Consider the following 25,872-nt stretch of genomic DNA (forward strand, 5'->3'; position numbering starts at 1 on the left):
TTTGTTCATCAAGGCATTTCCAGAGTGTTGATATAAGCCAGCCACCGTGTTTGCAAACTCATATTCGTCCCGTCATCCGTTGCAATTCTTTTACTGTCGCCTTGAACCCACACATTGTCGACGATCTCCGCAGCGATATCGAATGACCGAACATGGCCGACTACTGCGCGACACGGCGCGGAACGGCGACCCGAATTGGCCACGTAGCTTAGCGATAGGCCACGCCGCGCTCAGAGGAAGTTCCTGATCAGCATCGTCACCCACCGCCAGGCACCGCCGCAGCCGGCGGCCCGGCAGCGCGCATTGGGATCCGCCAGAAGGCGGCCATTGACGTCGCTCACCGAACTTGAGTTGCGCAGGAAGTACGCCACGCTGTCGTGCAAAGGATCGAGCCCGTCCTCAGGGATATCTATCCACAGACCGTTTTCGGTATTCAAGTGGGCCGACAGCGAATCAAAATTGAAACTGCCGAGATAATATCGATGGCCGTCGATGAGGACCAGCTTGGCGTGCATCATGCGGTTCTCCCGGTCGGAATATTCACGCACCTCGATCCCGGCATTCACCAAACCGGGCAGATCGTCGGCATAGGCGCGTCCGACTGCGGGGAATTCCTGCGTGATGCTCGCCAGCGAGGCGCTCACCAGGATCACGTGGACACCTTCGCGCCGCTTGCGCTCAAGAACCTCGCGCAGTTCCGGCACCAGGATCAGGTAGGGGTTGATGATCAGGATCTCGTGCTGCGCCGTATCGAACGCTTGCAGCATGTCCTGCAACGTGCCTGGCGAGCGCTTGTCGGGCCAGTCGTAGGCATAGCGCAGGCGATCGCAGGCGATCGGCATCCAGGCAGGATCAAAATCCGCCCCGGAAGCGGGCGGAGCGGCGGGATCATTGGGCGTATCGGAGGCCGTTGGTGTATCGGTAACGGCCAGGTCCGTCGCCCGGGTTGCAGCGTCGATCGGAGCCAGCAGCCATTCGCGCCAATAATGGATACGCGCCGGGTCCAGCGTCGCATAACCCTGCGAGATGCGATAAGGCGTTGCGACTTGAAGGAATTTTTCCGGCTCGGGGCGAACCACTTCCGGGCTATCCCAGAACAAGGCGAAATGCTGGTACATGGCGTGCAGGGAGGACGCATCCTGGCCGGGGTCGCCCGACACCATCAGATCGCGCTCGCTGAGCCAGTTGAGGAAGCTCGCATCCCAGATCGAGGTACTGCCAATCACGGCCGTGTCGCCAACCAGGAACAGCTTGTCGTGCATGCGATGCGAAATCTCGATGAGATCTGATCGTGGATGGAAGATTCGCAGTTCGATGCCGGGAGCCACCTCGTGCAGGGCGACGATGAACTCGTCCTCGAACGGGAAGTGCGGCTCGGGGCCGATGCCGTCGATCAACAGCTTGACCGGCACACCTCGGCTTGCGGCCTCGACCAGATGACGCAACAGCAGGCCGCCGGTCTGATCGATTTCGAAGATGTAGGCGAGGATGCGGATCTGCTCGCCAGGCGTGGCACGGTCGACCAGCGCAATCCGCGACTGCATCAACTGACCATCGTCAAGACTGGCGACCAGGTCGACACATTGCGCGTGGGCGTGCTGAGAAGAGGCAAACACGCATGCCAGAATGAGCGCCAGGCTTCTCGTTGTGGTCATGATGTGGCGTTCGATGTGTCTCGGGCCCTACGTCCTTGAAGGCCTGGAAGGTTTCGACGCGGTAGCACGGTCAATTAGCTCGCTGTTACTTCGAGAAGGTGAACAGAACGGCGAGCGCGAGATAGTTACCGTGGACAAGAGCGGCGCAAATCCGGCTGCACTTTAAGCACTCAGTGGACAGGACATCAGCGCAGTTGAAAGAATGGCTTTCCAGAATGTCCGATTGTCGCCGATTTATGAGCACTGTTCCAGCAACCGTTCCTGGCCGAGCCGTGCCCGATGCAGACCGCGATTCGCCGCTGCTTGTCGTCGGTATGCGAACGGCATAGAGCGGACCCATTCCGGCCGTCTGGTTTGCCTCATAGCGGACGTTCAGCGCCGAAAACTCCGGCGTTATCGAGCATCTGAATTAGCTCTTCAGGGTAGACAGTCTCGGTGGTGCTGGACAGTTCGTCCCGGCTCCACCATTGATGATCCACCATCACTTCCTTCTCTTCGGCGGTCCAACTGTCGCGTGAAATGGATTCCGTGTCGGTATCGACGGCGAAATACTGCTCGACGGCGAACACGTGCTCGCCGTCCGGCAACTGCAAGAGCAGTTCGCGTCGTCCCACTGGCTGTGATATCCGCGCCTTGTGAATGCCTGTTTCTTCGCGGAGCTCGCGTATCGCCGCGTCTGCAAACGTCTCGCCATGCTCGACACCGCCGCCCGGCGTTGCCCAATAGGCCGTCCCAGCGAGGGCGCCAGATTTGTGGGCGAAACGGAATAACAACACGCGCCGCTTTGGAGTGGTTATTAAAAGCCTGGCCGATGGCCGCTTGCGCAACGGATTCGCCGCTTTCTCGTAGAGTGACCATACATAGCCACCGGTCTCTGGCTCGACGTATTGCCCTACGCGGATGAATCCAAACGACTCGTAATAGGCACACAGCTTTGCGTTGTGGACGGCGCAGTCGAGTCGAATAAAACACCGATCCAAGGCGCTAATCTTGTCACCGCACCAATCAAGCACAAAGCTGCCAAGTCCACGTCCGTTAAAGTCCTTCCGCACAGAAAGACCATGGACATAACCGGCGATCGGTTCTTGAGGCCCCCAATGCTTGTCCTCATCCAGAACGAGCGAAAACGTTGCGACGGGGGTGCCTTCCAGTTCAACTACATACACTTCCTTTTGAGAGACATTGTTTCGTACCCAGTTTTCCGAAAACCCGTCCCCGTCCTTCCCCCATGCATAGTCGCGGTAGGCGACCTTCTTCGCATGCGCATCGTTTCGAATCTGTGTAAGTATGGGTACATCATCTGCCGTTGCCCGGCGGATGCTTTTCAAGGCCATCGCTCATATCTCCGTTGAGGAGTCTCCGTAATGAAAAAACACTAAGGTGAACTGCACTCGAACCTACGACGCGAGATTTTCAACGATTTACATGCTGTCGTCGACCATCCGTTTCTGGCCGGCGAGCGACAGGAGATCGCAAGCCGTTTCAGCAAACTGGCTGCGGTACTTGACGAAACCTCGCTTTCGGTCACCAAGGAAGCCAAACTGCTCGAAGAATCGGTGCGCGTCGATGCGAGCCGCCGAACTAAGAAGCATTATCTTCGAACAGTCTCGCGATCGACAGAATTGCTCGACCTCACGTAGCAGTGCCCGCCCGATTCCATTCCCACGGCATTCCTGATCAACGACGAGATTTTCAACTACGGCGAAAGGCTGTCCGGCGTACATGGCATCCGCACAGAGGCAAACCAATACGGTACCTCGAATACGACCATCAATCTCGCAGACTAGCAAGCGAGTGCGAGCGTCGTCCTCAAGAATCTGGATTTGGCGCGCCGTTGCCTTGACGTTCTCGTCGTCGATCAACTGACGATACAGCGACTGAAGGATGTCAGCATCAGCGCCTCGCGCGGTTCGAATAGTCAGATGGAAATTCACTGCGTTCAGTGGTAGTTGGAGTCGAGCTTGATTTTAGACGAGCCGCGGCATCGTCTGTCGGCGCGTTAGCGCCTCAGAGTGCCCGTTCGTTGACGATCTGAATGCCTATGTTGACCGACCGGTTTTGGCCGAGGCTGTGTGAAGACGCAAAACTACTCGGTTTTCGGGTCCCGAGGTGTCCGCAAACCGATATGGCGCGATCTGAAGGGTCAATTTTTTAGAACACCGCGTTCAGCATGCGTTTTCACACAGCCTCGGCCGCAAACGCTCATTCGCTCGCCGAGCGCCGCTATCATTTCATCGTCGTTTTGTTGACGTTGGAGTGAGGCGAGTACGGGCATACGCCTTTTTTCTGGCACAAAAAAAACAGTGAACACGATCCAGTTTGGCCGGAACACGACAGCGCAGATTCCACATCCGGGTTTTCACCAGGTCGAATCATTGTCGATTTGCCATCACATCGCGCGTCGTGTGAATGAAAGCCAAACTATCATCTGGCTTCGAAGCTCCATCACTTAGCGTGCCAACGGAGAAGTGAATGACTAAAGTAAAAGTTGCCGGGTTCAGTGTCTCGCTTGATGGCTTTGGTGCGGGAACCGCTCAAAGCCTAGATCAACCGCTTGGCGTGCGAGGCGAGGAAATCTTTCAATGGTTTTTCCCGACGCGGACTTTTCTGCAGATGCTGGGCAAAGAAGGTGGTGACACCGGCCTCGATGACAAATTCGCGCAACGGGCCATGGAAGGTTTCGGTGCCTTCATCCTCGGTCGAAACATGTTCGGCCCGATTCGTGGGGATTGGCCGGACGATCAATGGAAGGGCTGGTGGGGTGACAATCCGCCGTACCATTCGCCAACCTTCGTACTCACGCATCATCCGCGACCGTCCATTGAGATGCTAGGCGGAACGACATTTCATTTTGTTTCGGGCGGCATTGAAGACGCGCTAGAAAAAGCGCGCGAAGCGGCGGGCGGAAAGGACATCAAGATTGGCGGCGGAGTCGAGACCGTGAGGCAATACGTTCAGGCTGGCTACGTGGATGAGATTCATCTCGCCTTTGTTCCAGTTGCGCTCGGTCAGGGCGAATCGCTCTTTAGCGGCCTGGATCTCCGCGCCTTGGGATATCGCACAGTCGAGCATGTAGCGACGGAGCGAGCCACGCACATTGTTCTCGCGAAGTAGGAAAGTGCGCATAGCCTGTCCGCAAGGTTTCGGGCTCCTCCTGCCCAGCCGCTTGCGATGACAGGCAATACGCACATCCTCAGCAAAAAACCGCTCTAAACAAAACTGTGCAGCGCCTTCGCAAACCTGGCCACCGCACCTTCAACGTCATGCAGTTTGTCCAACCCAAATAACCCGATGCGGAAGGTTTTAAAATCCTCAGGCTCGTCGCATTGAAGCGGAACGCCTGGCGCGATCTGCAAGCCGGCATCGGCGAACTTCTTGCCGGATCGTATTCCGTCATCGTCCGTGTAGCTGACGACCACGCCCGGCGCCTCGAAACTTTCGGCCGCCACGCTTTTGAAACCGTTTTCCGCGAGGAGTGAGCGAACGCGTTTGCCGAGTTCAAGCTGCTCCGCTCGCACTTTTTCGAAGCCGTATGCCTCGGTCTCCTTCATGACGTCACGCAACGTCGCGAGTCCGTCGGTGGGCATCGTGGCGTGGTACGCGAACCCGCCGTTCTCGTAGGCTTCCATGATCTGCAGCCATTTGCGAAGGTCGCAAGCAAAACTGGTGCTGGTTGTTGCGTCGATTCTTTCGCGGGCAAGCGGGCTGAGCATGACCAGCCCGCAGCACGGCGACGCGCTCCATCCCTTTTGCGGGGCGCTGATCAGAACGTCGACGCCGCTCGCTTGCATGTCGACCCAGACCGTGCCGGAAGCAATGCAATCCAGTACAAACATGCCGCCGACGTCATGCACAGCATCGGCCACCGCACGCAAATAGGCGTCCGGCAGCATGATCCCGGATGCGGTTTCGACATGCGGCGCAAACACCAGATCCGGCTTGTTTTCGCGGATCGCAGCGACCACGTCTTCGATCGGGGGCGGCGCGTAAGCAGCCTGTCTCCCTTGTTCGACCGGACGCGCCTTCACCACGATCGACTCAGACGGAATGCTGCCCATGTCGAAAATCTGCGACCAGCGAAAACTGAACCAGCCATTGCGGATGACCAGGCACTTTCTGTTCGTCGCGAATTGCCGGGCAACAGCTTCCATGCCGAAAGTCCCGCTACCCGGGACAACAATGGCCGACTTCGCGTTGTAGACCTTTTTTAGCGAAGCGGAAATGTCGCGCATGACTCCCTGGAAGAGTTGCGACATGTGATTGATTGATCGGTCGGTGTAAACGACTGAATATTCGAGGAGCCCCTCGCGGTCGACATCGGGAAGTAAGCCTGGCACGTTTGTCTCCGTTTATAGACGAATAGTTGGATCGAAAACTGATTCTAGCTAAACCACCTGTGGCTGAGGCAAAAAGCATTCTCGCAGGGTTGGAGCCGTCCTCGCACTATGCTCCGAACGCGCCTTTCACAAGACCCCCTGTTCCCCATCGTTTCCGGCGATCTCCGCCGCCAACTCATCGATTTGCGACTCCGCGAACACGCGGATGCCGTGCTCTCGCAGCAACGCGACAGTCACTCCGACGCCAGGATGCGTTTCCCCACTGAATGCGCCGTCGTAAATGAAGCTGCTACCACAAGAGGGACTGCCGTCCGCTAGCAGCGCATAGCGGCAGTTTTCAGCCTTGGCGCGGTTGAGCGCATGACGGGCGCCTGCGATGAAGAGCGCGGTCACGTCCGCGCCGGTGTTGTCCTCAATCGTCGCATTGCTCGCCAGAACATCCACGCCTGTGCGGCGCAGTTGTATTTCCGCCGGTGGGCGCGGAGTCGGGAAGCCGGCTGCCACTTCGGGGCAGACGGTGACGAGGCGACCTTCGTCGCGCCAGCGGGACAACCACGCGTCGTGCGTAAGTTTGGCTTTGCCGTTGTAGCGAACGGGGTGGCCGACGAGGCAGGCGCTGACCAGGATCTTCAACATGAGCGGTGACTATGGGTCCCGTGGGGCGTGGGTTTGAGGTTTGTAGATTGTAGCCTCGCCAGCAGAGGTTTCAGGCCGACGCGCGATCCGCGCCCGCACCTCAGGCGTCGCCAGACAGGTAGCAACCGCTTCATAACCCGGCGCGCCGGGGTACGGTGCCACACGAACCGGCGCACTATGATTCGCGGGACAAAGAATAATCGCCTCATAGGGTCCGACCGCCGCCAAATCCAGAATCGCCGAAGAGCGAGTCATCAGGAAAAGAGATCGCATACTGGCACTCGCACGAAGGCGAAGAAACGTGATCAACGCTTCCTGAGTGAGCCCATCGAGATCCTGTTCGACCATATCGACAACCAGTGCGGCGGGGCCATCTGTTTCCAACCCCACCAGCAGGATTGTCAATGCTTCAGATTCAGTTGCGCCCTCATCGATAAGCCACTCGACGGCCCGACCGACGCGCGACTTTAAAGCCGTATCGGCCTTCAGCAGATCGAGCGCCGCCGCGCCTTTATCCTGCAACCGGTCCAATCCGAGGAATACCGCGTCAGGCAAAGTCTCCGCGAGACGAAGCGCCAGCCTGGTCTTACCGCTGCCCAGAGAACCGATGATGTAGTTAAGCGGACGAATGTCGCGAAGTTCGAAACGTTCTCCGCCCCAAGGCCAAGGCAGCGCAAATGCCACGCTAATCCCCGGTCGGTCGATAAGCTGGGTCAGCTCTCCATCAACCGGCATCTGGCCACGCGCGAGATCAGAGCGAACGCGCCGGATTCTGTCCAGCTTCTGAACAAGATCCTGCAGTTCCTCATTCAATGCGGTTGCATGCGTCGCCAAAGCAATGGCCAGGCTTTGTGGATCGCCATCCAGCACGCGCGCGACCTGGGCAAGACTGAGGCCGAGAGCACGCAGAGCCACAATCTCGCCGGCGCGATCCATCTCCTTCGGACCATACACGCGATATCCGGCCGCCGTTCGGCCCGGAGTGACCAGTCCCTGCTGCTCATATAACCGCAATGCCTTGATCGACACGCCGAGCTGACTGGCCGCTTCTGATGCGTTCAAACACGGGGCGGAAGAGCTCATTCAGTCACCTCTTTCTGTTGACCAGTTGCGGTAAGCATGAGGGCGGCCCCTGGGGCCGGGTCAACGAAATTTTAGAGTATCGACGTGGCTTACGCGGACAGCGAGTTCGCACTCTGTCGTTATGACACGATCCCAAACCCCGCCAGAACATCCCACGCCACGTGCATCAGAATCCCCGCGCGAATATTGCCGCGCCAGGCCGCAAGTGCTCCCAACACAAGCCCATTGAGCACGATGCTGAGAACCGAAACGATGCCTTCATAGCCGTGTCCGATCCCGAACAGAATCGCCTGGGCCAGGATTGCGATGCCTACTCTACCGGTGATGACGGTAAGTTGGCGTTGCAGATATCCGCGAAACACGATTTCCTCGCACACACCGGCGCTTAGCGAGAGGCATACCCACAACGTGACGGCGAGCAGGCCAACCGGCAATGCGGGCAGTACCGGGTTGGCCGGTTGCGCGCCATGTTGCAGCAGGCCGACCAGGCCCGCGTTACAAAAATAGTCGACGCCGAAAGCCAGTGTCGCGTAGACGATGTCTTTTCCGAATTCTTTGAGCGTCAACCGATGGCGACCGAAGAACTCGACAATAGACCGTTGGTACTCGCGCATGCCTTTGTAAACGAAGCGGACCCACATCCATTCCATGCCAATCACGAACGCATAAAACAGGTTCAACTGCTTCGGCGTAGCGGGCGAGTCCGCTGTTGAGTTGTGCATGCCGTTAATGGCGCTGACTACGGTCAGGGCCAGGCAGACAGCCATGAAATGAAGCGTGTGTCTTGGTGATGCCAATAGAGCGCGTGGTGCGCCCGCCTGATTCGAAGCTGCCAGATCCGGACTCGCAAGATTCTTCATGGGTCACTCTCTTCGTAGCGTTAAGGTCGGGCAAGTCAGGTTCGCGATTTGCCAGGAGCATTACCGGACATCGAAATGAACACCTCCAGCGCCGCACTGGTTCGGGCCAGGTCGCCGGTGCTCAGAAATTCCAGCATCAAGCCGTCGATCACGGCGACATACAGCGTGGCCGTGGCGCGGCGCTGCGGCGAAGGCGGAAGCGTGCTTTCGACAAAGCTCAACCAGTTCGAACTGTTGTCGTCCATGAAAGGCGCGTAGACGGCGGGGTTCTGCATGGCCAGAACCTGCACTTCGTACAGCAGGCGCACGTAAGGAACGTTGTTCGCATGCGTGGACCACTGCCAGAAAATCATCATGCCGCCTTGCCCGCCTGATTCGCGCATCAAGGCGGTGAAGGACTGTTGCGCGCGCTGCCGCACCTCGCCCATGACTTCGGCGATGAGCCCGTCTTTGGAACCAAAGTGAAAGATCAACAACCGTGCGCTGGTTCCGATCTGCTCGGCCAGCGGCCGTAACGAAAGATCGGCGATGCCGTGTTCAAGGAAGTAGGCCAGCGCCTGGTCGCGAAGCGTGTCTTTTCTGTTCATGAAGCGAACGTTACATGAAACACTCGTTACACTCAAGGGGGGAATTCACGAAGTTCACCGGCATCGCTTCGGCGGGCTGGGTGCTGACGCTGAGTTTGTCCGGCACACGTTCGCGCAGCGCACGGTGACCTTTAACGGCAGTGGGACGTGGGTAGCGGCACACTTACCGCGGATGGAATGCTTTTTATTGCGGCGCTTTTCCATCTGGGCTCAACGGCTCGACGTTAGTGGTGCCGTCCGCTGCCACCGTCGCATTGAGCCGGCGCTTGCCCGCGTTGTCCACCAATACGACGCCGGACCCGCCCGCGTTATTGAGGAACAGATAATTCGACGCGCCACCTGGCCGGTCGAACTTCACATGCGCGCCCTTGTCGTCGACTGCAAGCGCGGCCGTCGGCCACGCCGGATTCGGATTGGCAAGCGTGACGGACGGCCTGCCCGCGGCATCGAGTGCGACAGTCGCACCGACCGTGCCGGATTCGCTGAGTAGCACCAAGGTCGGTACACCGTTGCTCGCCGACAGCACGATGCGGGGACGGCCTTGTTGATCGACGATGCGTACTTCCTGAGTGACGACGGGTTCGGGTGGCAACGAAACAGGCATGGTCTCTTCCCTTGATTGATGGTTTGCAGCGGCAGTAACGGTAATGATCAGGCCATCGTCCGCAGCAGGTATTTATGCTGCCCGGACAACACCAGTTCGCCCCGCTGATTGTGAACGGTGCGCGCGGGGACGATCTGCCAGTCGGTCGGGTCAAAGCTGAAAGCCATACGTTTTCTCCTTAAGTATTACGATCAGTGGAGTGAGCGTATCGGCCTGAAGCTTGAAAATCTTTGTAGTTTTCTTAATTGACCTTAACCGGCCAAGGTGCCGGCAAAGCTTTGACGATCAAGGTACTCCGTTGTCTCACGCGATTGCCGGATCAAAGCAACGGCAACGTCACGCGAATATGCTCCGCAAACGCGGTGGTCAAATGCGAAGGCCGATCCCGTTCGAACTTCAGCGTGATGCCGATAGCCGGCAAAGCAGGCAACTGCGGATCGTCGCTGATGACGCAGAGATCCGAAGCAACCGCCGTTTGCGTGATCACCGCGAAAGCCTGCCCTGAGCGCACCAATGCCGTGAGCCCGGCAAGACTGCTACTCGCATAGGCAATACGATAACGCCGCCCCACACGCTGCAGCGCCTCGCATGCCGCCACGTGATCGAGCGTATCCGGATCCGAAAGCGCCAGCGGCAGCGGATCGAAGTGCGCGGAATCCATTCCCGCACAGCCCACCCAAACCAGCGGCTCGCGGCGAATGATGTGCGCATCGGCCGCGTCTTCCGGCAGTGAGATCATCGCCAGATCCAGCGCATGCATGTCCAGTTGTTCGCGCAAGCGCGGGGTAGGGGCGCACATAACCTCCACCAAAGCCTGCGGATGCTGACTGGAAAATTGCCGCAATAAATGCGGCAGAAAGACGGCTGCGTAGTCGTCCGGACACCCGAAGCGGATCGTCCCCGACAAACCTTTTCCAGAAAGATCCGCCATCGCTTCATCGTGCAGCCGCAGAATGCGCTGGGCGTGGACCAGCAACCGTTCACCGGGATTCGTCAGCACCACCCCGCGACCCGTGCGCTGGAACAGCGGCTGATCGACGATTTCTTCAAGGCGTTTCATTTGCTGACTCAGCGCCGACTGGGTTCGCCCGATCCGATTGGCCGCACGACTCAGCGCCCGGACTTCGGCAATCACGACAAACGAACGCAGCAGATCGATTTCGAGTGAGAGGCTCAAGATATTAGACTCGCTTCTAGCTTCCATTAGAACTATTCGTTTCTATGAAACCAGAGAGCCATCTAGACTGCAAGCTATTCCCGCTACCCGGTCAAGGAGAAGCACAGTGTCCCGCAACGACGACGCAACGTTCTGGCGCAACGCCAGGCAGCACCTGATCCGCTACGGCGGCACCTTCGAGCCGTTGATTATCGAGCGCGCTCAGGGCAGCTTTGTTTATGACGCGGACGGCCGTGCGATTCTCGACTTCACCTCGGGGCAAATGAGCGCGGTGCTGGGGCACAGTCATCCGGACATCGTGTCGGTCATCAACGAATACGCCGGCAAGCTCGACCATCTGTTCAGCGGCATGCTGTCGCGACCGGTGGTCGACCTCGCAACACGCCTCGCCGACATCACGCCCGACGGACTCGACCGTGCGCTGTTGCTCAGCACCGGCGCGGAGTCGAACGAGGCCGCTATTCGCATGGCGAAGCTGGTCACCGGCAAATATGAAATTGTCGGTTTTGCGCAGTCGTGGCATGGCATGACGGGGAACGCCGCGTCTGCAACCTATAGCGCGGGTCGTAAGGGCGTCGGTCCCGCGGCGGTCGGCTCTTACGCGATTCCCGCGCCGTTTCCGTACCGGCCGCGTTTCGAGCGTCACGGTGAATACGATTACCTGGCGGAACTGGACTACGCGTTCGATCTAATCGACCGTCAATCCAGCGGCAATCTGGCTGCCTTTATTGCAGAGCCGATTCTTAGCTCCGGCGGGATCATCGAATTGCCGGAAGGTTACATGGCCGCGTTGAAGCGCAAATGCGAGGAACGCGGCATGCTGCTGATCCTCGACGAAGCGCAAACCGGAGTGGGGCGTACGGGCACGATGTTCGCCTGTCAGCGCGACGGCGTCACGCCCGACATTCTCACGCTATCGAAAACACTGGGCGCCGGTCTGCCGCTCGCGGCGGTCGTGACCTCCGCGCAGATCGAAGAGCGGGCCCACGAATTGGGTTACCTGTTCTATACGACTCACGTGTCCGATCCACTGCCCGCCGCCGTCGGTTTGCGCGTATTGGATGTGGTCGAGCGCGACGGGCTGGTCGAGCGTGCGAACGTGATGGGGGCGCGACTCAAACGCGGTTTGCTGGATCTGATGGAAAGCTTCGAATGCATCGGCGACATTCGCGGACGCGGCCTGCTGCTGGGCATGGAGATCGTCAAAGACCGTCGCACGAAAGAACCGGCGGATGGACTCGGTGCAAAGATTACCCGCGAGTGCATGAACCTGGGGCTCAGCATGAACATCGTGCAGTTGCCGGGTATGGGCGGTGTGTTCCGAATCGCGCCGCCGTTGACCGTCCGCGAAGAAGAGATCGATCTGGGTCTGGCACTGCTGCGGCAGGCGATTGAGCGCTCTCTCTGACCTGCCGCTTATTTGGCCTGGTTCTAGTTATGCGGCCACAGGTAACAGTATTGCTGACTGTCTTCGAAACTGGGGCCGACGGTGCCGTCGGTCGCGATCTCTTTCAGCCATCCATTCGGATCTTGCGAGGTGGGTGCGTCGCCGCAATTGGTGTGAACCCAATGAATGCCGCCTTGAAAAGGAAGGCCGCATAGTTCGAGTCGGTCGCCAACCGCAATGCTGTTCAACGGCGGCGGCACAACGGCTGCATCCTGCTGATAACCCGATGCGAAGACGTTGTCGATGGCGACGTCGTAATCGGCACCGTCCGCGTCGCCCTTCAGCGTTAAATGCGTATGCGACAGCTCGACGCCTTTGCGGAACATGCCGTGTTTGAAGGTGGGTGCAGACACAACCTGACCGACGAGCAGCGTTCCAGCATTCGCGGCGCATTGCTGTGCGTCGTCGGCAAATGCACTAGTGGATAGCAAAGCAAGCACGAAACATAAACTGGCCGACGACCGGACGCGTTGCCGGATGCTGCGGCCTTCGTGAAAGTTTAAAGACGACATGGCAGAAGCTTCCTCAGTGTTTGGATTTGATCATGCAGCCCGCGCAGCAGAACAATCCATGCGAATGGAATTGCCTTCACGCCGACTCGCTTAATACGCCTATCTTCGTCACCGAAACGCTGCGGCAGTTTATCAGCCTGGTGCGTGCAAATTATGCGCAAGCGTTCATTTTCCGGTGAACAGATAAAGCGTGATCAGTCGGGTCGCTTCTTTCGCTAACGAGTCATTCTGAGTTTGCGCCGGATCGGTCATTACCGCGCGATGAGCGAGTGCTTCCATGGTGGTTTCGATCATCGTCGCGGCCACGGTCAAATCGATTTCCGGCGCGATTTCATCGGCATGTCTTCTGAGTGTGGATTCGAGTACTTTTACCGCTGTTTTTCTGACGACTTCTGTACGGTCCGCCACGCCGAGTCGTGGCGCCAGCTCGAGTACACATCGATGACGTTCGGGCGTCACGTGATGTGAGACGAACGCGAAGTCGACGAGCGCGCGAATGCAATCGTCCAGCGTCGTGCAGCGACGTTCGTCGAGCGCGTTTTCGAAAGCGATCAGAAATTCTTCGCAGCAGCGGTCGACCACGGCCACGGCCAGCGCCGCCTTGTTCGGGTAGTACTGATACAAGGTGCCGACGCTAACGCCGGCGCGTTCGGCCACGCGTGCTGTCGTAAAGCTTTCGTAGCCTTCGTCCAGCAAAACCTGAATAGTGCCTTCGATAATTGCGTCGACGGTCGCTTTGGCGCGCGCCTGACGCGGCGATTTCCTTGGTTTTACGTCCATTGGGCGGCCCTATAAGCGTGCTCGGGAAATGCGAATAGTCAATTCCAGTGATTTGTCCGATATTCGATGGACGCAATCACGGGGCGCTGCAGCGGCGCCATTCACTCCCATCACGCTAACACGTCATGAACACCAATTCCTATTCGCAGCTCGTGCGCTATCAGCAATGGGCGAGTCGTGGCCTCTATGAGGTGCTTGGTCATCACATCGATCGACTGAACGCCGAGGATGCCGCGAACCTCATGCGTATTCTCGATCATATCTTTGTGGTCGAGCGGATCTTCCAGCATCATCTTCAGGGGCGGCCGCACGGGTTCCGTGCGGCGCGTTCGGATGCCATGCCCGACATGGATCGACTCGCTAAAGACGCGATGGAGGTCGACGACTGGTACGTTTCCTACGTCGAGAATCTATCCACGCAGGCAGTGGAGCAAGCCGTGGATTTTGCTTATATCAACGGCACGCCGGCTCGCATGACGCGCGGCGAGATCCTTCTGCATGTCTGCCTGCACGGTACCTATCATCGCGGCAACGCCGGGGTGATTCTGTTGAAGAACAACGTCATGCCGAATCAGGACCGCATGACAGACTTCCTTGAAACCGTCGCCTGAATGCCGTTGAGTCGATTGTCAAAACGGCTCATCCAATACGAGGAACGAGAAGAATGAATCCGCAACCACTTCATGATGGTCCGACGGCGCTTCACCTGAACGACACCTGTATCTTTCTGGCGCGAGACGGAACCGTGCGCTCCTATGCGAAAACCGCCGAGACCCTGAGGAAATCGGGCAGCGATCCCGAGTTGACAGACGGCCGCATGCTCGCGATGTTTCACGTGAGCAGCCCGCGTGACGTGCACTATCCGACCTGGGAAATGCACCCTGACGGAGATGAACTCCTCATTCTTGCTTCAGGTTCGCTCTCAGTGGAAGTGCGCGATGGAAAGACGATATGCTCGGCGCGCTTGCCTTCGCAAGCGGCCTTCGTTGTGCCGGCTGCGCAATGGCATCGGCTGATCGTGCATGAACCGTCGGTCTTGATCGCCATCACGCCACGCCGCAATACCGTTCATCAGAACTGGGAGGACGATGTGCGGGCGGCGGATTGAAGCAAGGCCGTGCGGACTCACCTGTGGCGGGAAAGCCGGGTCATACGCGTGAGCGTCGCGTCCTGAAACACGAAGTGATGGGCGAGCGCCGCGAACGTGTGTAATCCGATCAGCCAATAGGCGGCGTTACCGATCTGAAAGTGCGCGTTGTGAAGGAATTGATGGGCAACGGGATCGGCTCCAAACAGGCGGATGTGCCATTCGATGCCGGCGAGCGTCACGGCGTTCCCACCGGTATTGACCATCGCTATGCCGAGCAGAGGCTGCACGAAGATCAGCAGATAGAGCGCGAGATGCGTGAGCCGCGCCATGAAGAGCTGAACCGGCGAGTGCGTGAGTTCCGCGGGCGAACCGTGCCAGAGCCGCCACAGTAAGCGCAAAATCGACAGGCTGAGAATCAGCGATCCGGCCCAGATATGAACGGCGTTCCAGACGATGCGGCTATCCGATCCTTTCGGACCGCGTATTTCAATGGCAAAGAGCGCAACGACGATCAGTACCGCCGTCGCCCAATGGAAAAACATGGCGGGCTTCGAATAGGAAGGGGCGCGCTCGGACGACTGCATGGATTCACTCCTGGTGTTGAATGGCTGAAAGACCACGTGAGTGAAGCGCAGCAAGCGTAACAAGCGCCCAAAGCACTACCTTCGACACGATCACACCCGTCGTAAACGCCCATGTCGTTCGACTTATTCCAGCGGGATCGCAATCAGAAGGTGGCTTTTTTGTAATGGATTGTGTTGCGCAGGGAAACGCGTCAGAACGACTCGCCGACCATCGCTTCGCTTTTGCGCCAGAGCGCGGCAGCATGATCCGTGTCGAGCGCATAACGCCGAACGCCTTCGCTGATGGGCGTAATGACCACATCGTCCGCAACGATTTCGCTGACGTGGCAGTTTTCGCAGTATTTGCCGCCCACCTCGTCGGCTGCCGCTACCACTGCGGTCCATACCGAGGTTGCCGCGCCTTGCGGAACTGTCTTGAACTGGAACGGCTCCTTGCCCTCCGACGCAAGCTGACTGTTGATGTTTTCCAGCATCGCGGTCAACTGGCCTTCGTCCATGTGGCGCGCCAGTTCCGTCATGATTCCGCCCGGATGAACGGCCGCTGCCCGCACACCGCGCGCCTTGTGACGTTGATCGAAGGCCACCGCAAAGAGGATATTCGCGGTCTTCGCGCGACCGTATGCGACGAACGGATCGTAGGGCGTGTGCTCGAAGCTGGGATCGTCGAGATCCACGTCCGCGAAACGATGCCCTGACGACGCCAGCATGACCACACGACCACCCGGGCGGATCAGCGACGCCACGCGATTCACGAACACGAAATGCCCCAGATGATTCGTGCCGAACTGCGTCTCGAAGCCGTCCGCTGTTTTGCCGAACGGCGTGGCCATCACGCCCGCATTGGCGATGATCACGTCGAGCGGTTGGCCTTGTACGAGTAGCTTGTCGGCGCAAGCGCGAACGCTAGCGAGGCTCGCGAGATCGAGTTCGATCAGCTCGATATTGCCGCCTGCGGCTGTGGCCTCGCGTTGTGCTTCGGCGGTCGCCTGCTGCGCCTTTTTCAGGTCCCGGGCCGCGCCGATCACGTTCGCCCCACGCGCGGCGAGTGCCCGTGCCGTCTCCACGCCCAGCCCCGCGGAGACGCCCGTTACGAGAATTCGCTTGCCGTGAAGGTCGACGCCCGCGAGTACCTCGTCGGTCGTTGTGGTTGCACCCAATTTCTCAGTCATCTTTGCCGCTCCATCACAATAGAGTTGACGTCATTCCCTGCCCGGGATAAAACGGAGTGAGCCTCCGCTTTTAACTATACTAAACGGAGCCAGCCTCCGTTTGCAAGCACTCAAACGTATCGATGAACGAACCGACACCCAAAGAACGAAAACCCAGGGCGGACGCGCTGCGCAATCGCGAGCGCATTCTTGATGTAGCAAAAACGGCATTTACCCATGCGCAAGGCGAGATCAGTCTGGAGGAGGTCGCCCGCCAGGCCGGCGTTGGCGTCGGCACGCTATACCGGCACTTTCCGACGCGCGACGCCCTGCTCGAGAGTGTCTATCGTGCCGAGGTGGAGAAGCTGGCGGAGGAGGCGCGCAAGCTGACCGATTCGCTGCCGCCGCTCGAAGCGCTGCGCGCCTGGATGACGCTTTTCATCGACTACATCGCGACGAAGAAGATCATTGCGCCTGCGTTGAATTCGATGGTCGGCGGGCCGACCAAACTGTTCGAATCGTCGGGGGCGCAGATCATGGGCGCGATCCAGTCGCTGGTCGCGCGCGCCGTCGCGAGTGGTGATATCCGGGCGGATCTCGATCCGCTGGATCTGCTTCGCGCACTCGTGGGCGTTTCAAATGTCGCGTCCGCGCCGGACTGGCAGCAGAGTGCCAAAAGGCTGATCGATATCCTGTTGCTCGGCTCGCGACCGCAGGATTAGTAGGGTTTTTCAAATCGATGCGCGGACAACCAACGCGCGGATAGCGTCATGCCACGCGATGCTTTCACTCTGCGCGTCGCGTGGCTCGCATTGCCCAATAGCGTCGGTAGCCCGGACACGCTATGCTTTCTCGCCACCCTCCACGTGCGCAGAGGTGGCCTTTCGACCCGGCAGGCAAGCGCGCCCGCTCAGGTGGAACGCAACTGGACCCAACCAGCAGTGCGCACCAACGAGTCAGCGATCCGCCGCCCGCCTGTATGCCATTGAGCCACCTGTTGTTAGCGGCCGAGCCGCCCCAGCTTGCACCGGGAATCGTACATAGCAATTTCAGCGTGCAGGGCGACGGCCGTCATAGCTTCCTCGCGTGGCAGGAGCGCATGAGTCCGGTCTACGACATTCAACCTGCCTCAAAGCGCGTCGACGAAACGTTCGACGCAGCGATGTCCCGCTACTCGATCGACGATCTCAGCTTTTTCCATTTCCGCACCGGTCCGAATCTGGCCGTACGCTCACTGGGACGCGTGTCGACGGAGAACATTCGCGATGTTTCTTTTAGCGTGTTTCTGGAAGGCCGGCCGGGTGAATTCGTGAGCGGCAAGCGAGCGCGCGACGCATCGCCCATCGCATCCGTGCCGACCATTCTTGCGCTGGATATGGATCAGCCGTGCGCCGTTCGGAGCTTTCATGGCCGGATATTGTTGTTCTTCGTGCCGCGCGCTCTGGTCGAAAAAACCTTCCCCGACGCCGCGTCGCTCCATGGCCGCCGGGTCGAAGCGACAACGCCATTAACCCGCACGCTGATAGCGCATCTGATCGCGCTCAACCGGCAGATCGTCGGCCTGAGTAAAGACGACGCGCGTCAGTCCTTTCTCACCGCGGTGGAATTACTGGCCGCTGCGTTCAGCCGGCAAGCGGGCCTATCCGGCAATGCGCGCGCGGCGGTGCGCGCCGCGGTGTACGGACAGGTGCGGCGCTATGTCGAGGCGCATCTGCACGACCCGGAGTTGTCGACGGAGCGCGTATTGGCCTCGCTGCATGTGTCGCGTGCCAGCGTGTACCGTCTGTTCGAGCATGAAGGTGGCCTGGCCACGTATATCGCCAGCCGCAGGCTGCGCATGGCCGCCGATGAACTGGTCCGCTTTCCGCATCTCGACGTGCGGGACATCGCGGCGGGACTCGGCTTCAACAGCGCATCGAGTTTCAACCGCGCATTTCGCCGCGCGTTCGATATCGCACCGCGCGATTTGCACGGCTATGCGCCATTACTCCGGCGAGAACGGGAAGGGTTGGCGCGTCATGCGACCTGGCCGACGACGAGCCAGGCGGCACACGCTACACATGTAGCACACGCGGCGAACGTTCACGCGTAAGCTGAACGTTTGACGCTCGCTGCAGCGGTGCTTATATCGTGGTTCGTGAGCTCGATTGCAGCGTCGAACTGCTGTCGCTCCTGCCCTGTACGATGAAATCCGTTGCCTGAAGCGCAACCGTGTCCGAACCGGCCACTGAACGCTTGATGCCGGCTCGCGCCAGAATGCGCTTCAAGAACTTATAGAAGAGTTCGAGTTGTCTTGCGTCCGTGGCTTTCGGCTCGAGATCGAATACATGCTCGAGCACACGGCGTGACACGTAGAAACGTTGCAGTCCGTGGACGATACGAACCTGGAAGACGACGCCGTCGCTGTTGTGCGGCACCGCTGCCCAAATGAGTGAATGACTACTCATGGAGCCCCCGTAGATCACAATCTTAAGTTCTGAAGCTGGTCAATCCATACTCGCACATCCAAATCGGAGAGCAGTATTTTTCAAAATTGTGACACCCCAAGATTTGACATTTTCACCACAGATTTTTATTGCAATGCAGCAAACAGTCTATAGACTCAATGATGAGCGACCGCATGGGTGCGCTCGCAGTTTTGCCACGACGGGAGAATGCGCCATGACGACGCTTCAGTCTTCATCCACTCCGACCGTCCCTGTACTGCACGTCTTCGAACAAGCCGGTGGCTGGCACTGGGGCATTACGATTCCGCGAGGTCTGGGAAGCGGATTCAAAGTGATCGCGTTCAGTGAGAGTACTTTTCCGGTTGAAGACGCTGCACGCACCGACGGGAGTCAGGTACTCGCCAGCCTTGAGGACACGGCGGCTCACAACTGACTCGTTCCGACACCTGTTCACCGGGAAAGCTGGGCCTGGCCCGCGATCTCCCGGTATTGGGAAAATTTCGACGTCTGCCCGATCCCGGGGTTGAAGCAGTTGCACGGATCGAGTTGCTGATAAAACGCCGCAAGCTGCGGTTTCGCGTGGTACAGGTGGCCCACGTTGTGTTCCGCCGGATATTCGGCGCCACGCCGGTCCAGCAGTCTCCACATCTTGTGTTCGACTTCCAGGCAGTCGTTGCCCTTCCTGACGATGTAGTCCTGGTGGAAGACGTGGCACAAGAAGTGCCCGTAATACAGCTTGATGACGATCGTTTCCTCGATCTCGGGCGGCAGCGTCTCGATCCAGTCGCGATCGTTACGGCGTAGCGCAATGTCGAGCGCGACGATGTCCTCGACCTCGCGGGTATGCACGGCACGATAACGGACGGCTGCGCCAGCGGCGGCGAAGCGATGCAGAAATGCTTTCGTGCCTTCTTCGTCGGTGCATTCGAAAAAACCACCGGTCGCTTTTGCAAAAAAATCCGAGAGAAATTCGCGCGTTTCGTCGACGCTGCCGGCCGCGACTTTCAGCATCAGGTGATGCTCGTATCTGTCGCGGTACTGTTTCATCCGTTGCGGCAGATGACTCGGGAACAGCCGGCTCGCGGCCTGCAACACGCGGTCGGTGAGATGCGAAGGCAGAAAGCCGAGACGATCGAATAGCGCGTCGAAGCGGCTTTTGAGTCCGAACAGCGCGGGCAGTCGCGACGTGCCGAGATAGTTGATCGCCAGAAACGTATCTTTGCCGTATTCCTCGGCAATATCGAAGGCGTCCCGATGGAGATATTCGCCCGAGATCGGCACGGCTTTGAAGTCGTGCAACGCGTGACGGCGGATCTCGGTGAGTTCGTCCGGGCGGTTGGTGCCGATATAGAAAACCTTCGCGTTCTGTTCGATCGGGAACGTATCGAGCCGCACGGCAAACACCATCAGCTTGCCGGCCGAGCCTGACGCTTCATGGAGGCGCTGCGGGTCGGCGTTGAAACGCGCGGGTGTGTCGGCGTCGATCTCGCGGACGTGGCTCGCGTAGCCATGGTCGGATCCGGCGCCTGCGTCGTGCCGGACGTCGGCGTCCGAAAACGCGCTGCGCTCCAGACGCCCCAGGATATCCTCGGGCGTGTCGCCGAGTTCGATGCCGAGATGGTTCACGAATTGCAGCTTGCCTGCCGCATCCACCTGCGCGAATGCCGCCATTTCCGTATAGGCGGGCCCCCGCTGCACCAGCGCGCCCCCCGAGTTGTTGCAGACACCACCGAACACCGACGCCCCGATACAGCTCGAGCCAATCACCGAATGCGGTTCGCGGCCGAGGGGCTTCAGCGTCTTTTCCAGTTGATCGAGCGTGGCGCCCGGCAGGCAGACCACCTGCTTGCCGCCGTCGATCACCATCACCTTTTTCATGCGGCTCGTACTGACAATCACGATGTCGCGATCATAGTCGTCGCCGTCGGGCGTCGAGCCGCCGGTGAGTCCGGTGTTCGATGCCTGCGCGATCACGATTACGTTCGCCGCGATGCACGCCTGCAGGACTTTCCATTGCTCGACGATCGTGCCGGGCTGGACCACCGCGAGTGCCTTCCCTGCACCAAAACGGAAGCCCGTGCGAAAGCGCCGGGTCGCGGCGTCGTCGGTCAAGGTGTGCTTTTTGCCGACGATGGCGCGCAGCTCGTTGATCAACGTATGGGCCACGTCGTCCCGTTCGGCGACTAGCGGTGTGTGCGCTGCGGACATCGAATTCTCCTCATAGGCGTTGGGTGTGACGCGTGTCGATTTCGTCCGATGGTTTGGGCTGCGACCTTTGAGCGCATCAGGTTGACACGAAGATTAAAATCAGACCGGTCATTAGTCCAATATCTTGAAATCGCTATTTGGAGACGAAAAACATATGGAATTTCGCCAACTGCGTTATTTCCTCGCCGTCGCCGAGCACCTGCATTTCACCGACGCCGCGACCCATCTGGGGATGGCGCAACCCCCTTTGAGCCAGCAGATCCTGAAGCTCGAACGGGAAATCGGCACGCCGCTGTTTATCCGCCATCCGCGCCGAGTCGAACTGACTGAAGCGGGGCGGCTCTTTCGCGAACGCGCGCGGCGCATCATCGAAGATACGCAAGAGGCCTTCGTCGAAGTGCAGAACGCGGGACGTGGCGAAACGGGGCGGCTCTTGCTCGGCTTCGCGGGGTCGACGGTGTTTCATCCGACCGTTGCAATAACCATGCAGCGCTATCGGCATGCGTACGAACGTGTGTCGATCAGTTGCGAGGAGAGCAACAGTTCGCTGCTGCTGGATAAAGTTGCCGAGCGGCAACTCGACGCCGCGCTCGTGCGCATGCCGCTGAACTGCCGGGATCTGATGGTCGAGCCACTCGTGGACGAAGACATGCTGGCCGTGTTGCCGGCGAACCATCGTTTGAGCCGGCGGCGGCGCATCAATCTCGCGGACCTGGCGACTGATCCGTTCATTCTCTTTCCGCGACCCATCGGCCCGGATCTCTACGATTCCATCATTGCCGCCTGCCAGGAAGCCGGCTTCGCGCCGTCGATCGGCATGGAGTCGCCGCAGATTTCATCGGCGGCGAACCTGGTGGCGGCCGGCTTCGGCGTTGCCGTGGTTCCCGCGTCGATCCGGCAGATTCAGGTGGAAAGCGTGTCATATCACGCGCTGCAGGGTAATCCGCTTTCGACGGGTATTGCGTTGATTCACCGGCCGCGCGAAAAGTCGCCGACCGTGCTGAACTTCGTCAGGATTTTGCGGCAGCAGCGAACCGTGGCGCGGACGCGGTGAGGCACATGTAAGCAGAGAATTTTTGATTTGTAAGCATGCGGCGTTCTGATCGTGCGTTGCCTGGATTAGCCTGGGTTTGCCTGGCGCAGGTTCGGAGTTTCCCTGATGCGTTTTACCCCGTTTTACCCTTTAGGACCTCGCGAAAAGCGTCGATAACGTAGAGACATGCCGGCATCGAAATCCCGTTCATCGATGGACCGGATTCGGTCGTCGTCGATCACACATGTCCGTCGTCGCGTTGCATATCGAGGTGAAACTATGGGAACGAAATGGCTGCTGGGCGTTTCAGTGACGCTGGTGTCTTTTGCCGGGCTGCTGCATCCCGTTTCCGCGCGCGCCGACGGCCCGGCATCGGCTTATGGCAAGGGCGCTGCCGATGCCTCGCTCGATCCGGGCGAAGAGCGCATGACCGCCGACGAAGAGAACAACGCGCGCCTGAAAGATCTGAGCGATGCCTATCACAATGGCTACAACGCGCGGGCCAAGGAAGACGCCGAGACGTACACATCGTTGCGCGAGCAATTGAAGCGTCCGCCGAAGGCCGCCGCGGCGCAGGTCATGCCGCCGCTTCCCGAAGGCATGCCGGGCGATGAGGCGGCGCAGGTGACCTCCGTACAGAAGCCGCAGATAGCGCAGCGCGCGTTGCCGGCGCAACCGCAACCGCAACTGCAGCTAATGCAACCGCAAGCACAACCGCAACCCCAGCCGCAATACCGCCAGGCGTACCAGCAGCCGCAATATGCGCCGCCACGGGCCATGCAGTATCAGCCGGCGCCGGAATACGCGGAAGCGCAGACCTACGCCGAAGCGCCGGCTTACGCTGAAGCCGAGGACGAGTCTCCGCAGTATCAGCAGTATCAACAGCCCGCGTACGTCGCGCAGGCCTACGGTGCGCCGCCTCAGGCGCCGCAGCGCGTCGAGTATGTGGCGATGGTTGGACAGCCCGCATACGTGCCGCAGCCGCCTCCCCAAGTCCTCGTGCAGCCGGTCATGATGGTTCGCCGCCCACAGGCCTACGCGGGATATCGGCGCGCTTATTGGGCGCGTCCTTATCGGCAACCGCGTCCGGTTCGCTACGGCTATTCGGTGCAGGCCGCCGACTATAGCGGATGGCAGTAAGCACCTGCTTCACGTTACACGTCCTGACACAGAGAGGCGACGGGGCGCATGCGGAGCGTCGCTTCGATGGCGACGCCTTCCGTCACTCGCTCGACAAACCTTCGTCACGTAAAACCTGCTGCACAGCGGGCCGGTTCCGCACGCGCTCGTACCACGCTTGCAGATGCACGAGCGGGGTGAAATCGATGTCGGCGTTGTACACCGATTTCATCCACGCGGCCTTGCCCCAACCGGTTAGCGCAAACAGATATGCGTCGGCGATCGTGAAGACCTCGCCCATCAGAAACGGCTTGTCCGATAGTTGTTTATCGAGCCACGCAAACCGGCTTTCGAGCTTCGGTTTCGCGGTGTCGACATACTTGCCCGCCGCAACGGCGTAGAGCAACGGAATAAAGCCTTTGTGGATTTCCGACGTCAGAAAGTTGAGCCACTCCAGAAGCCGGTATCGTTCCATGGTGCCGTGGCTCGGCGTCAAACAGGATGCCGGCCGTTGATCGGCCAGATACTGCGCAATCACCGGCCCTTCACGCAGGTAACTGCCGTCGTCCAGTTGGAGTAGCGGCACATAGCCCAACTCGTTCACGCCGTAATAGTCGGCGCCGCCTTCGATCAGATGCCTGCGCGCATCGACCTTGATCATGTCCGCGTGAAGTCCCGTTTCCTGCAGGACGATATGAATCGCCTGCGAACAACTGCCGGGTGCGTGATAGAGCTTCATCGGATTTTCTCTTCCAGGTAAATAGGATGTTCTTCGCGCTGTTGCGGCAACGCGGCTAATATCCGGCAAGCGGGATAAAAAAGGAAGAAGGCAGAATATTGTGGTGAAGGTACAAAAAATATACTTACCGAGGACGGGCGAATGAAGAGCAGTGCAACCGGATGTTCGGTCGAGGAAGCCATGCGCCTGCTGGGCGGACGGTGGCGTTTGTTGCTGGTTTCCTATCTTCTGGATGGCCCCAAACGCTTCAACGATTTACGCAGGGACGTGCCCGGCATTTCGCAACGCATGCTGACTCTCGACCTGCGCGCGCTTGAAGAAGCCGGCCTCGTACTGCGCACGGTTTTTGCGGAGGTACCGGTTAAGGTCGAGTATCAGCTCACCGAAGACGGCGAACGTCTAAGGCCGGTTGTCGAGGTGATGCGGGACTTCGGCCTTTGGCTCAAAGCGCGGTCTGCGCTACTGGTTTGACGCGTTCGGCGGCTGTTCCGGCGCCGGTTTTGTCGGGCTCTCCCGGCGCGCAATTTAAAACGGACGTTCTTTTGATGAAGCGGAGACGGTGTTGCAAGCGCGTGAGGTCTCGCACCACGCGTGAAAACACGCACCGGCAGAGTGCACCGTGTCGCCGGCATTGATTGCCACCGCACGAACAGCCGGCGCCAACCATGGCACAGTGAGACATGAGCGGACCCGTCGGGGCATTACGATGAAATCGACTGTTTTCAACACGCTGGCGGCCATTGCGTCGCTAGGGGTCACTTTTGTTCCGCTGCCGTGCTACGGCGACGAGCTCGATCGGCAAATGGACTGCACATCGAGCCCGCATGAGTTCATCGGCGCGCTTCTGGACAACCAGTCCATCGACCCGAAACCCATGCGTATCGAAGCCAACTCGGTCAACTCGTTTCGCCCGACGCGCGGGACCAAATTGAGCGCGTTCGGCTTTCACGTCTACGCGGTGTTCGGCTATGAGCAGGACGAGCCGATGTTCAAACGGGGAAGCGGTCAACCCGTCAAACCCTCGACATACGGCGTGGTGGTGACCGCGCCCGCCACGTCGGTCGAAGCGAGCGTGCGCCGTGCGGGAAGCGAGGCAACCGTTCACGAGGTGATTCCGTTTCTTCTCACGGCCGTCTATTGCAACGGGCATTGAGGTATTGACCTTATTGATGGGAAGCCGCGTTCTCCGAGCGGGCTCGCGTTGCTCCATGCACAGGGCCAACCTGGCGCATGTGCGAAGATAGTCATTGGAAACACCGCCTCCGAACGGTTATTTGCGAGGTGTGTTTTTCGCCCGGCGGAAACCGTCAATGACTGAGCATGGCCTATGAACTCCAATACCTCACATCGCGCCGACGGACCCGCGTGGATGCCTGTTGCGATTGCCGAAATTGGCGTCGCGCGTTTCCCGATCGGCGAGACGAATCCGCGCATCGTCGAGTACAACAATCACACCAACCTGGTCGGCTATGACGACAAGGTGTCCTGGTGTTCCTCGTTTATCAACTGGTGTCTGGCAGGCGTGGGCGTCGATGGCACGCGCTCGGCGTTAGCGCGGTCGTGGCTCGATTGGGGCGCGCCGCTTGAAAATCCCGTCTATGGTTGCATCGCCGTATTGACACGGGACGATCCCACCAGCTGGAAAGGACATGTCGGTTTTTACGTTCGACATGACGCCGAGTCGATCTATCTGTTTGGTGGAAACCAACTGGACGAGGTTCGCGAGTTGGCTTATCCGCTAGCGTCGGTGCTCGGTTATCGGTGGCCGGCATAGATCCGACCGGGCCGGGGAGTGGGCGACGCCTTCTCAGAACGCGCGCGTCGCC

General features: G+C 59.2%; 30 protein-coding genes. 13 read left to right on the forward strand and 17 right to left on the reverse strand.

Annotated elements, in window-relative coordinates; all coding sequences use genetic code 11:
* Positions 1-230: 230 nt before the first annotated feature.
* The 3 genes from FA94_RS22655 to FA94_RS22670 all read right to left on the reverse strand — a co-directional run bounded on the left by FA94_RS22655 (position 231) and on the right by FA94_RS22670 (position 3,589).
* Positions 231-1,655 carry a phospholipase D-like domain-containing protein gene (locus FA94_RS22655; protein ID WP_231585006.1) on the reverse strand — a complete coding sequence of 475 codons (1,425 nt, stop codon included), beginning with the start codon at positions 1,653-1,655 and terminating at the stop codon, positions 231-233.
* Positions 1,656-2,014: 359 nt separating this feature from the next.
* Complete coding sequence (locus FA94_RS38145; protein WP_081936042.1) at positions 2,015-2,989, reverse strand: bifunctional GNAT family N-acetyltransferase/NUDIX hydrolase; 975 nt, start codon at positions 2,987-2,989, stop codon at positions 2,015-2,017.
* 87 nt (positions 2,990-3,076) lie between these two features.
* Entirely contained in the window at positions 3,077-3,589 is a 513-nt protein-coding gene (locus FA94_RS22670; RefSeq protein WP_063771794.1) for a GNAT family N-acetyltransferase, read from the reverse strand.
* 538 nt (positions 3,590-4,127) lie between these two features.
* On the opposite strand from FA94_RS22670, the gene FA94_RS22675 reads away from it, so the two are divergent.
* A complete protein-coding gene (locus FA94_RS22675) occupies positions 4,128-4,769 on the forward strand; it encodes a dihydrofolate reductase family protein (RefSeq protein WP_035555406.1) in 642 nt (213 codons plus the stop codon).
* Positions 4,770-4,864: 95 nt separating this feature from the next.
* Here FA94_RS22675 and FA94_RS22680 read toward each other — a convergent pair whose 3' ends face one another.
* From FA94_RS22680 to FA94_RS22710, 7 genes are all read right to left on the reverse strand, one after another.
* Positions 4,865-5,992: an aminotransferase class V-fold PLP-dependent enzyme gene (locus FA94_RS22680; RefSeq protein ID WP_035555408.1), complete on the reverse strand. Its 1,128-nt coding sequence runs from the start codon at positions 5,990-5,992 to the stop codon at positions 4,865-4,867.
* A 126-nt stretch (positions 5,993-6,118) separates the two neighbouring features.
* The gene (locus tag FA94_RS39535; protein ID WP_035555411.1) at positions 6,119-6,628 is read right to left on the reverse strand and encodes a 2-thiouracil desulfurase family protein; all 510 of its coding nucleotides are present in this window, start codon (positions 6,626-6,628) and stop codon (positions 6,119-6,121) included.
* Between the two features lie 9 nt (positions 6,629-6,637).
* The gene (locus FA94_RS22690; protein WP_051980663.1) at positions 6,638-7,711 is read right to left on the reverse strand and encodes a MerR family transcriptional regulator; all 1,074 of its coding nucleotides are present in this window, start codon (positions 7,709-7,711) and stop codon (positions 6,638-6,640) included.
* A gap of 119 nt (positions 7,712-7,830) precedes the next feature.
* Entirely contained in the window at positions 7,831-8,571 is a 741-nt protein-coding gene (locus FA94_RS38150; RefSeq protein WP_081936044.1) for a CPBP family intramembrane glutamic endopeptidase, read from the reverse strand.
* Positions 8,572-8,606: 35 nt separating this feature from the next.
* Positions 8,607-9,158, reverse strand: a complete 552-nt coding sequence (locus tag FA94_RS22700; RefSeq protein WP_035555415.1) for a TetR/AcrR family transcriptional regulator — start codon at positions 9,156-9,158, stop codon at positions 8,607-8,609.
* A gap of 184 nt (positions 9,159-9,342) precedes the next feature.
* Positions 9,343-9,762 carry a hypothetical protein gene (locus tag FA94_RS22705; RefSeq protein WP_035555419.1) on the reverse strand — a complete coding sequence of 140 codons (420 nt, stop codon included), beginning with the start codon at positions 9,760-9,762 and terminating at the stop codon, positions 9,343-9,345.
* 319 nt (positions 9,763-10,081) lie between these two features.
* Entirely contained in the window at positions 10,082-10,966 is an 885-nt protein-coding gene (locus FA94_RS22710) for a LysR family transcriptional regulator (RefSeq protein ID WP_035555422.1), read from the reverse strand.
* Positions 10,967-11,045: 79 nt separating this feature from the next.
* Between FA94_RS22710 and FA94_RS22715 the strand changes: the two genes are divergently transcribed.
* Positions 11,046-12,347: an aspartate aminotransferase family protein gene (locus FA94_RS22715; protein ID WP_035555424.1), complete on the forward strand. Its 1,302-nt coding sequence runs from the start codon at positions 11,046-11,048 to the stop codon at positions 12,345-12,347.
* A 23-nt stretch (positions 12,348-12,370) separates the two neighbouring features.
* Here FA94_RS22715 and FA94_RS22720 read toward each other — a convergent pair whose 3' ends face one another.
* Entirely contained in the window at positions 12,371-12,898 is a 528-nt protein-coding gene (locus tag FA94_RS22720) for a hypothetical protein (protein WP_231585007.1), read from the reverse strand.
* A 32-nt stretch (positions 12,899-12,930) separates the two neighbouring features.
* On the opposite strand from FA94_RS22720, the gene FA94_RS38775 reads away from it, so the two are divergent.
* Positions 12,931-13,077 (forward strand): hypothetical protein, encoded by a 147-nt coding sequence (locus FA94_RS38775; protein ID WP_156126692.1) that lies wholly within the window; start codon positions 12,931-12,933, stop codon positions 13,075-13,077.
* Here the strand turns inward: FA94_RS38775 and FA94_RS22725 are convergent.
* A complete protein-coding gene (locus tag FA94_RS22725; RefSeq protein ID WP_035555427.1) occupies positions 13,064-13,678 on the reverse strand; it encodes a TetR/AcrR family transcriptional regulator in 615 nt (204 codons plus the stop codon). The genes FA94_RS38775 and FA94_RS22725 overlap by 14 nt on opposite strands.
* Before the next feature lie 125 nt (positions 13,679-13,803).
* Here FA94_RS22725 and FA94_RS22730 point away from each other — a divergent pair, with 125 nt between their 5' ends.
* On the forward strand, positions 13,804-14,289 hold the full coding sequence (locus tag FA94_RS22730) for a DinB family protein (RefSeq protein WP_035555431.1): 486 nt from the start codon (positions 13,804-13,806) through the stop codon (positions 14,287-14,289).
* A gap of 53 nt (positions 14,290-14,342) precedes the next feature.
* Positions 14,343-14,786 (forward strand): cupin domain-containing protein, encoded by a 444-nt coding sequence (locus FA94_RS22735; protein WP_051980665.1) that lies wholly within the window; start codon positions 14,343-14,345, stop codon positions 14,784-14,786.
* A 17-nt stretch (positions 14,787-14,803) separates the two neighbouring features.
* On the opposite strand, the gene FA94_RS22740 is transcribed toward FA94_RS22735, so the two are convergent.
* Positions 14,804-15,352 carry a cytochrome b gene (locus FA94_RS22740; protein WP_035555434.1) on the reverse strand — a complete coding sequence of 183 codons (549 nt, stop codon included), beginning with the start codon at positions 15,350-15,352 and terminating at the stop codon, positions 14,804-14,806.
* Positions 15,353-15,543: 191 nt separating this feature from the next.
* Complete coding sequence (locus tag FA94_RS22745) at positions 15,544-16,521, reverse strand: SDR family NAD(P)-dependent oxidoreductase (RefSeq protein ID WP_035555437.1); 978 nt, start codon at positions 16,519-16,521, stop codon at positions 15,544-15,546.
* A 122-nt stretch (positions 16,522-16,643) separates the two neighbouring features.
* Between FA94_RS22745 and FA94_RS22750 the strand changes: the two genes are divergently transcribed.
* Both FA94_RS22750 and FA94_RS22755 read left to right on the forward strand, forming a co-directional pair.
* Positions 16,644-17,222 (forward strand): TetR/AcrR family transcriptional regulator, encoded by a 579-nt coding sequence (locus FA94_RS22750; protein WP_035555439.1) that lies wholly within the window; start codon positions 16,644-16,646, stop codon positions 17,220-17,222.
* Between the two features lie 257 nt (positions 17,223-17,479).
* A complete protein-coding gene (locus FA94_RS22755; protein WP_051980666.1) occupies positions 17,480-18,592 on the forward strand; it encodes a helix-turn-helix domain-containing protein in 1,113 nt (370 codons plus the stop codon).
* A gap of 31 nt (positions 18,593-18,623) precedes the next feature.
* On the opposite strand, the gene FA94_RS22760 is transcribed toward FA94_RS22755, so the two are convergent.
* Positions 18,624-18,947 carry a hypothetical protein gene (locus FA94_RS22760; RefSeq protein ID WP_051981283.1) on the reverse strand — a complete coding sequence of 108 codons (324 nt, stop codon included), beginning with the start codon at positions 18,945-18,947 and terminating at the stop codon, positions 18,624-18,626.
* A 214-nt stretch (positions 18,948-19,161) separates the two neighbouring features.
* Between FA94_RS22760 and FA94_RS38155 the strand changes: the two genes are divergently transcribed.
* Positions 19,162-19,380 carry a hypothetical protein gene (locus FA94_RS38155; protein WP_081936046.1) on the forward strand — a complete coding sequence of 73 codons (219 nt, stop codon included), beginning with the start codon at positions 19,162-19,164 and terminating at the stop codon, positions 19,378-19,380.
* A 17-nt stretch (positions 19,381-19,397) separates the two neighbouring features.
* Here the strand turns inward: FA94_RS38155 and dld are convergent, their stop codons facing one another.
* Positions 19,398-21,155 (reverse strand): D-lactate dehydrogenase, encoded by a 1,758-nt coding sequence (dld, locus tag FA94_RS22765; RefSeq protein WP_035555441.1) that lies wholly within the window; start codon positions 21,153-21,155, stop codon positions 19,398-19,400.
* A 154-nt stretch (positions 21,156-21,309) separates the two neighbouring features.
* Between dld and FA94_RS22770 the strand changes: the two genes are divergently transcribed.
* Positions 21,310-22,209 carry a LysR family transcriptional regulator gene (locus tag FA94_RS22770; protein ID WP_035555443.1) on the forward strand — a complete coding sequence of 300 codons (900 nt, stop codon included), beginning with the start codon at positions 21,310-21,312 and terminating at the stop codon, positions 22,207-22,209.
* Between the two features lie 258 nt (positions 22,210-22,467).
* Positions 22,468-23,328 carry a hypothetical protein gene (locus FA94_RS38160; RefSeq protein ID WP_197070232.1) on the forward strand — a complete coding sequence of 287 codons (861 nt, stop codon included), beginning with the start codon at positions 22,468-22,470 and terminating at the stop codon, positions 23,326-23,328.
* 82 nt (positions 23,329-23,410) lie between these two features.
* On the opposite strand, the gene gstA is transcribed toward FA94_RS38160, so the two are convergent.
* Positions 23,411-24,046: a glutathione transferase GstA gene (gene gstA / locus FA94_RS22780; RefSeq protein WP_035555445.1), complete on the reverse strand. Its 636-nt coding sequence runs from the start codon at positions 24,044-24,046 to the stop codon at positions 23,411-23,413.
* 141 nt (positions 24,047-24,187) lie between these two features.
* Between gstA and FA94_RS22785 the strand changes: the two genes are divergently transcribed.
* The 3 genes from FA94_RS22785 (at position 24,188) to FA94_RS22795 (ending at position 25,820) form a co-directional block, all read left to right on the forward strand.
* Positions 24,188-24,517, forward strand: a complete 330-nt coding sequence (locus FA94_RS22785) for a winged helix-turn-helix transcriptional regulator (RefSeq protein ID WP_035555447.1) — start codon at positions 24,188-24,190, stop codon at positions 24,515-24,517.
* 235 nt (positions 24,518-24,752) lie between these two features.
* Positions 24,753-25,199: a hypothetical protein gene (locus FA94_RS22790; protein WP_035555449.1), complete on the forward strand. Its 447-nt coding sequence runs from the start codon at positions 24,753-24,755 to the stop codon at positions 25,197-25,199.
* A 174-nt stretch (positions 25,200-25,373) separates the two neighbouring features.
* Positions 25,374-25,820: an NlpC/P60 family protein gene (locus FA94_RS22795; RefSeq protein WP_231585008.1), complete on the forward strand. Its 447-nt coding sequence runs from the start codon at positions 25,374-25,376 to the stop codon at positions 25,818-25,820.
* The last annotated feature ends 52 nt before the right edge of the window (positions 25,821-25,872 follow it).

Source organism: Burkholderia sp. 9120 (assembly GCF_000745015.1).
In the GTDB taxonomy this organism is placed as follows: Bacteria; Pseudomonadota; Gammaproteobacteria; order Burkholderiales; family Burkholderiaceae; genus Paraburkholderia.